The 14,121-nt window shown below is 71.4% G+C and carries 11 protein-coding genes; 8 read left to right on the forward strand and 3 right to left on the reverse strand.

The annotated features are described in order from the left end of the window. The first annotated feature begins 75 nt into the window (after positions 1-75). The 7 genes from ACIBLC_RS22730 (at position 76) to ACIBLC_RS22760 (ending at position 7,974) form a co-directional block, all read left to right on the forward strand. Positions 76-522, forward strand: coding sequence for a hypothetical protein (locus ACIBLC_RS22730; RefSeq protein WP_399212937.1), 447 nt, complete (start codon positions 76-78; stop codon positions 520-522). Then, entirely contained in the window at positions 519-2,615 is a 2,097-nt protein-coding gene (locus ACIBLC_RS22735) for a tetratricopeptide repeat protein (protein WP_399212938.1), read from the forward strand. The genes ACIBLC_RS22730 and ACIBLC_RS22735 overlap by 4 nt, the downstream gene beginning before the upstream one ends. 34 nt (positions 2,616-2,649) lie before the next feature. After that, a complete protein-coding gene (locus ACIBLC_RS22740) occupies positions 2,650-2,763 on the forward strand; it encodes a hypothetical protein (RefSeq protein WP_399212939.1) in 114 nt (37 codons plus the stop codon). Positions 2,764-3,080: 317 nt separating this feature from the next. Continuing rightward, positions 3,081-4,373, forward strand: coding sequence for an aspartate kinase (locus ACIBLC_RS22745; protein ID WP_399212940.1), 1,293 nt, complete (start codon positions 3,081-3,083; stop codon positions 4,371-4,373). Then, positions 4,373-5,467: an aspartate-semialdehyde dehydrogenase gene (locus ACIBLC_RS22750; RefSeq protein WP_399212941.1), complete on the forward strand. Its 1,095-nt coding sequence runs from the start codon at positions 4,373-4,375 to the stop codon at positions 5,465-5,467. Before ACIBLC_RS22745 ends, ACIBLC_RS22750 begins: the two co-directional genes overlap by 1 nt. Before the next feature lie 432 nt (positions 5,468-5,899). Further along, positions 5,900-6,568: a SigE family RNA polymerase sigma factor gene (locus ACIBLC_RS22755; RefSeq protein WP_399212942.1), complete on the forward strand. Its 669-nt coding sequence runs from the start codon at positions 5,900-5,902 to the stop codon at positions 6,566-6,568. A 458-nt stretch (positions 6,569-7,026) separates the two neighbouring features. After that, positions 7,027-7,974, forward strand: coding sequence for a hypothetical protein (locus ACIBLC_RS22760; protein WP_399212943.1), 948 nt, complete (start codon positions 7,027-7,029; stop codon positions 7,972-7,974). Positions 7,975-8,111: 137 nt separating this feature from the next. Here ACIBLC_RS22760 and ACIBLC_RS22765 read toward each other — a convergent pair whose 3' ends face one another. Beyond that, on the reverse strand, positions 8,112-8,933 hold the full coding sequence (locus ACIBLC_RS22765; protein WP_399212944.1) for an SURF1 family protein: 822 nt from the start codon (positions 8,931-8,933) through the stop codon (positions 8,112-8,114). A gap of 112 nt (positions 8,934-9,045) precedes the next feature. On the opposite strand from ACIBLC_RS22765, the gene ACIBLC_RS22770 reads away from it, so the two are divergent. Beyond that, positions 9,046-10,908, forward strand: a complete 1,863-nt coding sequence (locus ACIBLC_RS22770) for a prolyl oligopeptidase family serine peptidase (RefSeq protein WP_399212945.1) — start codon at positions 9,046-9,048, stop codon at positions 10,906-10,908. 102 nt (positions 10,909-11,010) lie between these two features. On the opposite strand, the gene ACIBLC_RS22775 is transcribed toward ACIBLC_RS22770, so the two are convergent. Together ACIBLC_RS22775 and ACIBLC_RS22780 are read right to left on the reverse strand one after the other, a co-directional pair. Further along, complete coding sequence (locus ACIBLC_RS22775; RefSeq protein ID WP_399213182.1) at positions 11,011-12,927, reverse strand: NAD-binding protein; 1,917 nt, start codon at positions 12,925-12,927, stop codon at positions 11,011-11,013. A gap of 169 nt (positions 12,928-13,096) precedes the next feature. Beyond that, a complete protein-coding gene (locus tag ACIBLC_RS22780; protein ID WP_399212946.1) occupies positions 13,097-13,984 on the reverse strand; it encodes a dienelactone hydrolase family protein in 888 nt (295 codons plus the stop codon). Between the last annotated feature and the right edge of the window lie 137 nt (positions 13,985-14,121).

Consider the following 14,121-nt stretch of genomic DNA (forward strand, 5'->3'; position numbering starts at 1 on the left):
ATGTGCTCCGACCGAGCCGAGGAGCTGTCCGCCGGCACCTGACGATCCACACCCCGGGCACGCCATGATGTCTCCATGAGTTCAAAGGCAGTGCTGTGGACCGGAATCGGACTGTGTGTGGCGGGGGCCGCCGGGCTGGTCGTGGGCGGCTTGCTCGATGTCGAGGCGGCTGACCCGTGGGCGAGTGTGGCGGGAGGCGCCGCCGGACTGGTCGGACTCGCGCTCACGTTGTACGTGCTGGTCACGCAGTCATCGGCGCCCGCGCCGCCCGCGTCCTCGGTGGCCGCGAGCGGCGACCGGTCGGTCGCCGCGGGCGGGAACATCGGGTCGGCGGCGACAGGCGACGGCCCCTCGCCCGCCGCCGCTGCACCGGCACCGACTCCCGCTCCCGCATCCCTACCGTCGCCGGTACCCCCGGCGACACCCGGGCCGCCGCCCTCCCGCGGGAACGTCACCGCCTCCGGTGAGCGTTCCGTCTCCGCCGGTGGCGACATCGGCAGCGCGTCTACGGGGGACGCGTGAGCGACGGTTCGGTGTCGGCGTCCGGCGAGCGGTCGGTCGCCGCGGGCGGGGACATCCGCCAGGTGGCGACCGGGGACTTCGCCACCCTGGCCGAGCACGCGACGGTGCTGCCGCCGGAGGCGTTCACGATGGGGCCCTGCACCTCCCCGGTGCGGAACGTGCCCCCGCGTGCCGCGCGGTTCGTCGGCCGGGCACGTGAACTCGCCCTGCTGGAACAGGCGTTCGGCGAACCCGGCGGAGTGGTCGTGCACGCCGTGCACGGGCTCGGCGGCATCGGGAAGTCCGCGCTGGCCGCACACTGGGCGGCGGGCCGGACAACGGACCTCAACCCGGTCTGGTGGATCACCGCCGAGTCCCCGACCGGTCTCGACGCGGGCCTCGCCGCCCTCGGCCGTGCGCTGCAACCCGCCCTGGTCGACGCCCTGTCCGAGGAAGCCTTCCGCGAACGTACGCTCCAGTGGCTGGCCGCCAACGACGGATGGCTGCTCGTCCTGGACAACGTCTCCGACCCCGCCGACATCGAGCCCCTGCTCGCACGGGCTCCGGGCGGCCGCTTCCTGATCACCAGCCGCTGGGGCGCGACGAGTTGGCGCGGTATCGCCGAATCCCTGGACCTCGACGTGCTCGAACTGGCCGAGGCCGTCGAGCTGTTCACCGGCATCCACCGGGGAAGCGCCGACGGCGTCGAGGAGCTGTGCCGCGAACTGGGCTGCCTGCCGCTGGCCGTCGACCAGGCCGCCGCGTACTGCCGGGAAGCGGGAATCGGCGCGCGAGAGTATCTGAGGCTGCTCGCCGGCTATCCGGCGGACATGTACGCCGCCACGGCGGAGGGCGGCGACGCGCAGCGCGCGGTGGCCCGGGTGTGGCGCGTGACACTCGACCAGCTCGCCGGCACCCCCGAGTGCCGGACGATTCTGGAGGCCATCGCCTGGTGGGCGCCGGACGGGATTCCGCGTGAGTATCTGGCACCCCTGGGGAGTCCGCCGAAGATCACCGAGGCACTCCGGCGCCTCGCGGCCCACAGCATGATCACGCTGCGCGGCGGCACGATCTCGGTGCACCGGCTGGTGCAGGCGGTGGCCCGCACCCCCGCATTGGGCGGATCGGAGATCAGCCGCAGGCTCGTCGAGACCGTGCGCGGCCTCGCCGTCATGTTGCTCACGGACGCGGAGATCGTGACCGACGAGGACAGTGACCCGCAGGCCACCCACCGTGTCTGGGCGACGCATGTCGAGGCTCTGGCCGCCCGGTCCGCGCTCGAGACGGACACGGTCGAGGCCGCGGACCTCTACGGCTCGGCCGGTCTGCAGTACGCCGTCGACGGTCACATCGCCCGCGCGGTGTCGCTGTGCGAGCGCGCGGTGGACATCGCCCTGCGGGTCTGCGGACCGGACCACGAGACGACACGTGCGCTCCAGAGCCAGCTGGCCGACGCCTATGACGCGGCCGGGGAGTCGGGCCGGGCACTCGCCCTCAGCTCACGAGTGCTCGAGGACGCCGAGCGCACCCTCGGGCCGGATCACCCCGACACCTTCCCCCTGCGCAGCACCATGGCCGATCTGCTGGCGAAGAGCGGCGAACGGGAGCGTGGAGAGACGCTCGCCCGCGAGAACGCCGAGGCCGCGGCACGGGTACTGGGCGACGACCACCCCGACACCGACGAGGCGCGGCTGACCCTGAGCACCATTCGGCGGCTGGCGGAGTCGGAGAAGTTCGTGGCGGGCGCCGTCGAGGTCGTCGAGCGACGACTCGCCGACGCGGTAGCCGAGTTGGGGGAGGAGCATCCGATGACGGCGACCCTCATGATGGAACTCGCCGTCGCGTGGCGGAAGGCCGGTGAGTACGGCAAGGCCGTCCAGCAGATCGCGGAGACCGAGGCGGTGTGCCGGGCGAACTACGGAGACACCTCGCTGCTCGCCCTGAACGCCCGTGTCCTGCACGTGGTGATCCTCCGGCGGGCCGGAAACGACGTGCGCGCCGACGAGTTGGCGGCCGAGACCCTGGCGGACATCAACCAGTCGCTCGGTGACGCTCCCTTCGCCCGCAAACTGCGCTACGCACTCACCCCGGAGGCCCTGGCGGACAACGAGTGAACCGCGGTTCTACGAGTTCCACCTCACCGACCCGGTGACCGGCGCGAAGAGTACCGCCGAGGCGCGCTATACGTACGAGTACGAGAAGCGTGGCGGCGAGTGGCTGATCGTCAACCACCACTCCTCGCTGCTGCCGACCGGAGGCTGACCGCCGCACCGGGGCCGCCGCGCCGGGGGCACCCCGGCCGAGCGACCCCTCGTACAGGAAAAACGAATCACTACTCTTCGGTGTTACACGGCGCACTCTTCGGTGTGACACGGCGCACTTCTCGCGTGGCGGCTGTCCGGATCGGGCAGGTGCCGTTCCGGAGCGGCCGGAGGCCTTCGCTGACCTGACGGACCGGGTGATCACTTCGTGGGCGGGACATCTCACGATGCGATACCCCGGAGGGGAATTCCGGCCGCTCGTTAGACTGAGCCGACCGCTGTCGTGCGGTGCAGAGACTGAATGATCGAGGAGCGCACGTGGGCCTTGTCGTGCAGAAGTACGGGGGTTCCTCCGTAGCCGATGCCGAGGGCATCAAGCGTGTCGCCAAGCGGATCGTGGAAGCGAAGAAGAACGGCCACCAGGTGGTCGTGGTCGTTTCCGCGATGGGCGACACGACGGACGAGCTGATCGATCTCGCCGAGCAGGTATCTCCGATGCCCTCCGGGCGCGAGTTCGACATGCTGCTGACCGCCGGAGAGCGGATCTCCATGGCGTTGCTGGCCATGGCGATCAAGAACCTGGGCCACAGCGCGCAGTCGTTCACCGGCAGCCAGGCCGGTGTCATCACCGACTCCGTCCACAACAAAGCGCGGATCATCGATGTCACGCCGGGCCGTATCCGTACGGCGCTGGACGAGGGCAACATCGCCATCGTCGCCGGGTTCCAGGGCGTCTCGCAGGACAAGAAGGACATCACCACACTCGGCCGCGGCGGGTCGGACACCACCGCCGTCGCGCTGGCGGCGGCTCTCGACGCCGAGGTGTGCGAGATCTACACCGACGTGGACGGCGTGTTCACCGCCGACCCGCGGGTGGTCAAGAAGGCGCGGAAGATCGACTGGATCGCCTTCGAGGACATGCTGGAGCTGGCCGCCTCCGGATCCAAGGTGCTGCTCCACCGCTGTGTGGAATACGCGCGCCGCTACGACATCCCGATCCACGTGCGCTCGTCCTTCAGCGGACTGCAGGGCACCTGGGTCAGCAGCGAACCACCCGTTCTGAAGACACGGCAGCAAGGGGACCAGAAGGTGGAGCAGGCCATCATCTCGGGTGTCGCTCACGACACCTCCGAGGCCAAGATCACGGTCGTCGGCGTTCCGGACAAGCCCGGCGAGGCCGCCTCGATCTTCCGCGCCATCGCCGACGCCCAGATCAACCTCGACATGATCGTGCAGAACGTGTCCGCGGCCTCCACCGGCCTCACGGACATCTCCTTCACCCTTCCCAAGACCGACGGCCGCAAGGCCATCGACGCCCTGGAGAAGGCGAAGGGCGTCATCGGCTTCGATTCGCTGCGCTACGACGACCAGATCGGCAAGATCTCGCTCGTCGGCGCCGGCATGAAGACGAACCCGGGCGTCACGGCCGGCTTCTTCGAGGCGCTGACCGCGGCCAACGTGAACATCGAGCTGATCTCGACCTCCGAGATCCGCATCTCGGTCGTCACCCGCGCCGACGACGTGAACGAGGCCGTGCGCGCCGTGCACACCGCCTTCGGGCTCGACTCCGACAGCGACGAGGCCGTCGTCTACGGAGGCACGGGCCGCTGATGGCCCGTACCGGATCGCGAACCGAACGGCCGACGCGAAGGGAACGCCCGACGCTCGCCGTTGTCGGCGCGACCGGGTCCGTCGGCACGGTCATGCTCCAGATCCTGTCCCAGCACGCCGACATCTGGGGCGAGATCCGCCTGATCGCCTCCCCGCGCTCGGCCGGCCGCAAGCTGGCCCTGCGCGGTGAGGAGGTCGAGGTCGTGGCCCTCACGGAGGAGGCCTTCGACGGGGTCCACGTCGCCATGTTCGACGTACCCGACGAGGTGGCCGCCCAGTGGGCGCCGATCGCCGCCTCCCGGGGCGTGGTGGTCGTCGACAACTCCGGCGCCTTCCGGATGGACCCGGACGTGCCCCTCGTCGTACCGGAGGTCAATCCCCACGCGGCCCGGGTGCGCCCGCGCGGGATCATCTCCAACCCGAACTGCACGACCCTCTCGATGATCGTGGCCCTCGGCGCGCTGCACGCCGAGTTCGGGCTCCGCGAGCTGGTGGTGTCCAGCTACCAGGCGGTGAGCGGGGCGGGCCGCGCGGGTGTCGACACCCTGCGCCAGCAACTGTCGCTGGTCGCCGGTACGGAACTGGGGACCAAGCCCGGTGACGTACGTCGTGCGGTCGGGGACAACACGGGGCCGTTCCCCGAGCCGGTGGCGCTGAACGTGGTGCCGTGGGCCGGGTCGCTTGCCGAGGACGGATTCTCCTCGGAGGAGATGAAGGTACGGAACGAGTCCCGCAAGATCCTCGGACTCCCGGCGCTTCCGGTGGCCGTGACGTGCGTACGCGTCCCCGTCGTCACCACGCACTCCCTCACCGTCCACGCCCGCTTCCAGGCCGAGGTCACCGTCGCCAAGGCGCGGGAGATCCTCGCCACCGCACCCGGCGTCGTGCTGTTCGACAACCCGGCCGCCGGTGAATTCCCCACCCCCGCCGACGTGGTGGGCACCGACCCGACCTGGGTCGGGCGGGTACGCCGGTCGCTGGACGATTCGACGGCACTCGAACTGTTCGTGTGCGGGGACAACTTGCGAAAAGGTGCGGCATTGAACACGGCGCAGATCGCGGAGCTCGTGGCGGCGGAGATCGGCCGGGCGTGATTTCCGCGTTCAAGGTGTAACGCCCTGGCGTGATTTCCGCGTTCCAGGTGTCCGACGGCCGGAATCCTGGTGGCGGCAGCAGGATTCATTTGTAGGATCTGTGTCGGATGTGTGGTGCGAGCATCCGGATGGGCGTCCCGGTCTTCAGGTGACCGGTGTGGCCGGATGTGTGGTGCGGTCGATGATCCACACCACTTGAATCGAGTCACCAGCTGTTCGAAGATTTTCCTCCCCGTCCTCCGCAACCGTGCGGACGGCGGGGAGCGTCTTTGCGGTCGCCATTCAGGGGTGGCCAGGCGTCGCGGTAAAACGGGACATAGGGGATGAGCTTGTGCGCATAAGGGCATTTGACGCGCGGTCAAGAGAGGTGCCTGACGCAAACGCGATGCCTGACGCGTACAACCCTGGCGGGGGGACGCGTGTCCAACAGGCGTGGCAGAGGTACTCGATTTCACAGCGGTACAGACAAGGGGCAGCGCCCTGCGTCCGCCCCGCCGACTTCGCGGCCCCGGTGCGCCCGGCGGCATGCCGGTGATCGCGCCGATGCCCGCGGCGCGCCCCTCCCGCATACCCGGCCAGCGTGACGGCGCCGAGGACAGCGCGGCCGCCGGAACGACCGTCGACCATCTCACCGAGACCTACCGCGCGCACTACCGCTCGCTCCTGGGTCTCGCGGCGCTCCTGCTCGACGACACCGCGTCCTGCGAGGACGTCGTCCAGGAGGCCTTCATCCGGGTGCACTCGGCGCGCAAGCGCGTCCGCGACCCGGAGAAGACCCTCGCGTACCTGCGCCAGACCGTCGTGAACCTCTCGCGCTCGGCCCTGCGCCGGCGCATCCTCGGCCTCAAGCTGCTGTCCAAGCCGATGCCCGACATGGCGAGCGCCGAGGAAGGCGCCTACGACCAGTTGGAGCGCGACGCGCTGATCAAGGCGATGAAGGGCCTCCAGCGCCGCCAGCGTGAGGTCCTGGTGCTGCGCTACTTCGCGGACATGACCGAGGCCCAGGTCGCTGAGACGCTCGGGGTGTCGCTGGGGTCGGTCAAGGCGTACGGCTCGCGCGGGATAGCGGCGCTCCGTATCGCCATGGGGGCGCCGGCATGAGTGGGCACGAAGAACGGCGGCGTGCCGGGAAACCCGGGCGCCCCGAGCACGAGTACGAGCGCCCTGAGCACGAGTACGGACGCCCCGAGCACGAGCAATCGCACACTGGGAACGGAATTGTGAATCACGGCCCCGAAGGACACGGCCGCGAAGGACATGGCCCACAGGGAAAGGGCTCTGAGGGGCCGGGTTCTGAGAACCCGGCGTCTGAGAGGCCGGGTTCTGCGGGACGGACTTCGCAGGCACCAGCTTCGGAGGGACAGGCTCCCGAGGGGCACGCTTCGGAGACGCAGGGGTCTGACGCGCGAGGTTCGAGTGAGTCCGGTCCGGGCGGAGGCGGCCTCGCGGGGGTCGGTTCCGGGGGGACCGGTTCTGGAGGGCCCGACGCCGGGGGGCCCGACTCCGAGGGTTTCGGCTCCGAGGGTTTCGGCTCGGACGAGCAGGCGCTGCGGCTGCTGTTGCACGAGGCCGTCGGGGAGATCGAGCCCACCGACGGTACCCTGGAGCACCTGCGCCGCGCGGTACCGGCCAGGCGGGCCCGAAAGCGCCAGGCCGTGGTCGGTATGGCGGCGGCCGCGCTCTTCATCGGCACCGCGGTCCCGGCCCTGCTGCACGTCTCGAACGCCACAGGATCGAACGCCGATCCGTCCATGGCGGGCAACACCTCGCAGACCCAGGGCGGTTCGGGCCAGGGCAAGGCCACGGACGGCGGGGAGCGTGCGGTGGGCGGTTCCTCCGGCGCCACCAAGGACTCGGACAGGACAGGCCGCCCGGCCACGCCGGAGGCGAGCAAGGGCGCGGCCAGCGGGGAGGCCACGGGGGATGCCGATCCGACGGCGGTCTCCTCGGTGAGCGCGCCCGCGTGCAATCCCGAGCAGCTCGGCGGGACCACCAGCGTCCTCGGCGACCCTGACTCCACCGGCACGATCTACGGCTCCTTCGCCGTCTCGAACATCTCCACCACCCTGTGCGCGGTCAGCGGCCCGGGCACCGTCGGTACGACCACGGCGGGCGCGGCGGACTCCGCCAAGGTCGGTGTGGTGAACCACGTGGCGGGCGACGTGGCCACCGGGCTGCCCGACCCGTCCACGGAGGTCGCCTCCCTGGCCCTGGAGCCGGGTGCCTCGTACGTCGTGAAGTTCGCCTGGGTGCCCTCGGAGACCTGTCCGACCACGAGCGAGCCCTCGCCGGACCCGTCGACCTCGGATGCCACCACCGTCGGCGGCACCGGGACGGACAGCGGCGGCACCTCGACGCAGCTCGTCACGGAGGACGGGCTCGCCGACGGCAGCGTCACCATCTCGCACACGGACCAGACGGGTACGGCCACGGCGTCCACGACGGTCGCCAACGCGTGCGCGGGGACGGTGTACCGCACCGGGATGCTGGCGCCGGAGGTCTCGTAGCCGACGGCTGACGGCCTGCGTCGGCCACGAGGAAGCCACGAGGCGGCCACAAGTCGTCCGCGGGCCGGTACGGGGTGGGTACGCCGACAACGCGACGCTACGAGACGAGACGAGTCGGGGTAGGGCCGGCCGGCTGGCTAAGCGACCGGGGTCCGGTCGGCGGCGGTGTCCGCGCCCGCCGGTGCCGGCGTCGGTTCCGCGTCCGGGACCAGGCCCAGCTCCGCGTCCCTGGCGAACTCCGCCTCGCGGCGCAGCAGCCGGAACCACATGAAGAGCACGAAGCCCGCGAAGACGAACCACTCACCGATGTAGCCGAGGTTCTGGAACGCCTTCAGGTCCAGGCCGGTGTCCTGTGGCGCGGTCGCGGGAACCGCCGTCATCCCGCTGTCGGCGACGGCGAGGGTGATCCACGCGTCGTACAGCTTGTACGGGACCAGGTTCACCAGCGACGCCGCGCTGATCGCGCCGGTCTGGCCCTCGGGCAGCCCGCCGACCGCACTCACCCCGTTCGACCCCGGGCTCTCGGACGCCTGGAGCGCACCCGTCACCGTGACCTCACCGGTGGGCGGGGCCGGGGCCTTCGCCGGGTCCGCCTTGCCGGGCAGCCAGCCCCGGACGACGGGCAGCGCCCGGCCGTCGGCGGTCTTCAGCATCGTCAGGACGTAGAAGCCCTGCTTGTCGTCCACATCGCGGTCGGGCACGAGCAACTGGTCGGCGTACCGGCCGGTCGCGACGGCCTGGTTGCCCGAGGTGCTCTTGTCGACGGGCAGCAGCTCGGCGAGCGGCCGCGCCGCTTCCGTCTTCGCCGCCTCGACCTGCTTGTCGGCGTCGCGGCTGGTCTGCACCCGGTCCTCGAACCGTCCCAACTGCCACGACCCCATGAAGACGCAGAAGGGGATGGCCAACAGCATGAAGACGTTGATCCCCCACCAGCGGGGCGTCAGCAGGAACCGGTACACGCCTTCAAAGGTACGGGGCCGCCGGGCGGGGGAGGGCGCCGGGGTACGGCGGTTATCCACAGGCTGGGGACCTCGGCGGCGGATTGTCGTGCGGGCCAGGCACTATGGGGCCATGACTGAGAGCAACGGGTCCATCCCGGGGAAAGCGGCCGCAGCGCAGGACGGATCCACGCCGGACTGGGAGAAGCGTTTCAGGGCGCCGCGGGTGTCGCTGCCGGACTGGGCGGAGGACGCACCGCACCGCTCGCTGTTCGTCTCGAACGCGACGGGGACGTACGAGTTGTACGCGTGGGACCGGACCACCGGTGAGCAGCGCCAGGCCACGGACCGGGCGAACGGCACGACGGACGGGGTGCTCTCGCCCGACGGCGAGTGGATCTGGTGGTTCGACGACAAGGACGGCGACGAGTTCGGCATCTGGCGCCGCCAGCGCTTCGACGGCTCCGGGACCTCCGACGGTCCCGATGAGCCCGCCGCTCCGGGACTCGAGCCCTCCTACCCCGGCGGACTCGCGATCGGCCGGGACGGGCGCACGGCTGTCGTGGGGCGCTCCACGGACGAGGACGGCTCGACGATCTACGTGGCCAGGTCCGGCGAGGCCCCCGTGGAGATCTACCGTCACCGGGAGTCCGCGGGCGTCGGTGACCTCGCGCACGACGGTTCGCTGATCGCCGTCGAGCACACCGAGCACGGCGACGCGATGCACTCGGCGCTGCGGGTGCTGCGTCCGGACGGTTCGACGGTCGCGGAGCTCGACGACACCGAGGGCGGCACGGTCGAGCTGGGCCTCGAGGTGCTGGGCTTCGCCCCGGTGGACGGGGACACCCGGCTGCTCGTCGGGCATCAGCGGCGCGGCCGTTGGGAGCCGATGGTGTGGGACGTGGCGACCGGTGAGGAGACGGACCTCGCCCTCGACCTCCCCGGTGACGTGGGCGCCGAGTGGTATCCGGACGGCTCCGGACTTCTGATCGCGCACAGCTTCGAGGCCCGCAGCGACCTGTGGCGTTACGACCTGGCGTCACACGAGCTGACTCCCGTGCCGACGCCCGCGGGTTCGGTGTCCGGTGCGACGGCCCGGCCCGACGGCACCGTGGAGTACCTGTGGTCGTCGGCGGCCGAGCCGTCGGTGGTCCGCTCGACGTCGGGCGCCGTGGTCCTGGACCCGCCGGGCCTGAAGTCCCCGGGGTCCGTTCCGGTGGAGGACGTCTGGGTGGAGGGCCCCGGCGGCCGCATCCACGCCCTCGTCCAGAAGCCGGCGGGCACGAGTGGCCCGCTCCCGACCGTCTTCGACATCCACGGTGGCCCGACCTGGCACGACAGCGACTCGTTCGCGGCGGGCCCGGCGGCCTGGGTGGACCACGGGTACGCGGTGGTGCGGGTCAACTACCGCGGTTCCACCGGGTACGGGCGCGAGTGGACGGACGCGCTCAAGCACCGTGTCGGCCTCATCGAGCTGGAGGACATCGCGGCCGTCCGCGAATGGGCGGTGGCCTCCGGACTCGCCGACCCCGACCGGCTGATCCTCACCGGCGGTTCCTGGGGCGGCTACCTCACCCTTCTGGGCCTGGGCGCCCAGCCGGACGCCTGGGCCCTCGGCATCGCCGCCGTCCCCGTCGCCGACTACGTGACGGCGTACCACGACGAGATGGAGGCACTGAAGGCCATGGACCGCACCCTCCTCGGCGGCACCCCGGAAGAGGTCCCGGAGCGCTTCGAGGCGTCCTCCCCCCTGACCTACGTAGACGCGGTGAAGGCCCCGGTCTACATCTCGGCCGGCGTCAACGACCCCCGCTGCCCCATCCGCCAGGTAGAGAACTACGTGGACCGCCTCGCGGCCCGCGACGCCGTCCACGAGGTCTACCGCTACGAGGCGGGCCACGGCTCCCTGGTAGTCGACGAGCGCATCAAGCAGGTCAGGCTGGAGCTGGACTTCGCAGAGAGGCACGTGGGGGGAATCAGCCCGTCCGGCGTTTGAGGACGAACGACGAGCGCGAAGCGCGAAAGGGGGGTCTGGGGGCACAGCCCCCAAGTACGGGACGGGAAGGGGCGGAGGGGGCGAAAAACCACCCCCGCCCCCCTACGCTCCGGCCCGCTCCCGAGCCCGCCGCCCCAACAACTCCGCCAGCCCTCGCCGAGTCGCCGCCAGCACCACCCGGTCCTCGGCCCGCAGCACATACGTGGAGGGAAGGTCCCACACCAGCCCCGAGGCCCGGTCGGCCGCGGACCTCGGGGACGAGGATGACGAGGAGGAGGACGACGCCGACCCCGGACCGGTGTCCAGCGCCAGCACCCGCCAGGCCCCCGCCCGGAACGCCTCCCCCACGGTCCGCCCCTCCAACTGCGCATGCCCGCCCACCGTCACCGCCGCGAACAGCAACACCCGCCGCTCGACGGGAATCGCCCCGAGGATCTGCCGCCCCATCATCGCTCCGGCGAACGCGGGCGCGGCCAGATGGGACACACTCCGGCTCCGGGTGAGCGCACCCGGATGCGCGGCCCGCAGGGTCCGGTACACGGCGGTCGCGAAGTCGTCGTCGTACAGCCGGAGCACCACCCGCAGATCGGGCCGTACGGTCCGCGCGTACAACGCGGCCTCCAGGTTCGTGGTGTCCGCGCTGGTCAACGCCAGCAGCGCGTGCGCCCGATGGATCTTCGCGGCCTCCAGTACGCCTTCCTGCGTGACGTCCCCGAGCACCACGGGCACCCGTAGGCGCCGGGCCATCGCGAGGCCGCGCGCCTCGGGGTCGGCCTCGACGCAGACGACGGGGATGTGCAGCTCGCGCAGGCGCGCCAGCACGCGTGTGCCGATCTTGCCGACCCCGAGGAGCACCACGTGCCCGGAGAGTCCACGCGGCGGACGGCGCAGCGCGGAGCCGCTGCGGAAGGTGCCGAGCGCCTCCAGGACGGCGGCGAGGAGCACCGGCAGCAGGAGCAGCCCGATGAGCCCGGAGAAGAGCTGCAGCACCTGTTCCCCCATCGGCCGTCCGATCGCGGGGTCGTTGATGCCGAAGAGATCGAGCAGCGTCAGGTAGGTCGCACGCAGCGGATGGTCCCCGGTGACGACCATCGACGCGATCGCGAGGGCGATCACACACGCCACGAGCCCGGCGAACGACCACCGCAGTCGCCGCGACATCAGCGAGCCGAACGGTACGACGCTGCGTCCCGGGGGCGAGGAGGGGCCGGAGTAGGAGACCGTCTCCAGTACGACGGTTCCGCGTCCGGTGGCGGCGGCCACCGCTCCTTCGTCGGGCAGCAGCCGGGGCCCCTGGTCGCCGCTGCTTTCGGACCCGTCGGCGCCCGCCGGGTCGCTGGCGGTGGTGGACAGCAGGGCGAGCGTGCACAGTCCGGGGTCGGCGACCTCGCCGGGAGCGGGCGGCGGGCGTTCCACCGCGCGCAGCATCAGCCCGTCCGTCTGGACGACCTTGCTGGTGCCTGCCACGGCGGTCGCGGCCAGCGCGGGCGCGGCGGTATCGGCGTCGGACAGGACGGTGGTGGACGCGTCGAACCCTCCGCCGTCCGCGCCCTCCGAGGCGGCGGCCAGTGCCGAGGCCTGGTCGAGGAGCGCCTCGATGTGCTGGCCCAGGCGCCGGTTGTAGAGGCGCAGTACCAGCCGGATCCGCGGGTTGATCCGCCGGGCGGTGAGCGCGGCCCTGATGTTCGTCTCGTCGTCGTCGTACACCAGCGCCAGTGCGGCGGCCCGTTCGAGCCCCGCGTCCGTGAGCACCGCCTCGGTGAGCTCGGCGGCCTCCAACACCCTTTCGGTACGCGGGGGTTCGGCCGTCCGGACGGTCGGGGCATCGCCGTTCCCGGCGGCCCGGTTCACCGCGGCGGACACCCGGCCGAACAGCGCGGTGGCCCGCGTCCGCCCCACCACCGGCGGACGCACACTGCGCTGGGCGGGCGGCACGACCAGGGTGACCTGCTCGCCGTACACCCCGCGCAGTTCGGCGGCCAGCCGGTGCGCCAGGGCGTCGTCCCCGGACACGATCATGTGCGCGGAGGCGGCAGTTGACGCGCCGGGTGTGCTCGATGCGCTCTGCGACGGAAGTGTGGCCACGGGAGAGAAGACTGCCTCAGCCGTACGAGTGGTTCCACCACGCGTCGCTGACGCGACTCGCGCGAGGGGCACACCGCCAGGGCATGCCCCTCGCGCCGACGGGTCAGCCGTTGGGGCAAGTGCCCCGGTACTGGCTGATGTTGGTGTTCGGCGCAGGCACCGGGCAGAGGAACTGGTCGTAGCGGGTGTCGTCGTCGACGAACCGCTTCAGCCAGGACAGCGCGTACTTGCCGACGGTCGGACTCTCACTGGCCGGATCGAGGTGCCCCGCGTCGTTGAGCTCCAGATAGGCCTTCTCCGGGGCGGCCGTGATGCTGGTGTACTGCGGGATCGCGTGCGAGGCGACGGGAGCGATGGCGTCGTTCTCCGCGCCGATGATCATCGTGGGGACCCTGTCGCCCTCCCAGGTGGTGTCCGGCTCCCAGGGCGCCAGCGGGATCGCCGCCTGGAGGGCCGGCCTGCTCACCGTGGCCCTGAGCGTGCCGCCTCCGCCCATCGAATGGCCCATCACCGCGAGGCGGTTGGCGTCGACGCGGTCCCGCACGGAGCTGCGCGTGGTGAGGTAGTCGAGGGCCGCGAGCAGCTGCTGGCCCCGCGCCTCCGGCAGGTCGGTGCCGTTGAAGCTGTCCAGGGTGAACACGACGAACCCCTGCGAGGCGAGTCGCGGGCCCAGCCACTGGATCACGGCCTGCGGGGAGACGAATCCGGGGATGACGGCGACCGCGCCGAAGGTGCCCGCGGTGGTGGAGGTCGGGTAGTAGATCGTGCCGTTCTTGAAGCCGGTCGCGCTGCCGGACGGCACGTTCAACTGGCTCACGGCGAAGGTCCCGCGTGAGGCGGTGACGCTCGCCTCGGTGGGGGCCGGGCCGCGTTCGTAGGGGTTGGCGGCGGCGCCGGCCGGGCTGTTGACGCCGAGCGCCACGGCCAGCGAGAAGCCGGCGAGCAGCACGCCGACTCGCCTTGCCGCGGCTGACCTCGTGGAGGATCGCATGGGGGTGTTCCTCTCGTGGGGTGCGGGTTCGAGAGGAATGGTGGAAGCGGCGGGGCGGGCACCGCTGTATGGGGCGGCGGGTAATTCGGGGCGGTGGTTGTCGGTTCCCCGCAGGGTTGGCCGCGGCCCACAGTTTC

The sequence above is a fragment of the Streptomyces sp. NPDC050535 genome (assembly GCF_044457665.1).
Classification (GTDB): Bacteria; Actinomycetota; Actinomycetes; order Streptomycetales; family Streptomycetaceae; genus Streptomyces.

What these genes read in the sequence shown, in the direction of transcription:
- ACIBLC_RS22770 (WP_399212945.1), top strand. Translation starts at nt 9,046, where the DNA reads ATGACTGAGAGCAACGGGTCCATCCCGGGGAAAGCGGCCGCAGCGCAG.
- ACIBLC_RS22775 (WP_399213182.1), bottom strand. Translation starts at nt 12,927, where the DNA reads ATGATCGTGTCCGGGGACGACGCCCTGGCGCACCGGCTGGCCGCCGAA.
- ACIBLC_RS22750 (WP_399212941.1), top strand. Translation starts at nt 4,373, where the DNA reads ATGGCCCGTACCGGATCGCGAACCGAACGGCCGACGCGAAGGGAACGC.
- ACIBLC_RS22780 (WP_399212946.1), bottom strand. Translation starts at nt 13,984, where the DNA reads ATGCGATCCTCCACGAGGTCAGCCGCGGCAAGGCGAGTCGGCGTGCTG.
- ACIBLC_RS22730 (WP_399212937.1), top strand. Translation starts at nt 76, where the DNA reads ATGAGTTCAAAGGCAGTGCTGTGGACCGGAATCGGACTGTGTGTGGCG.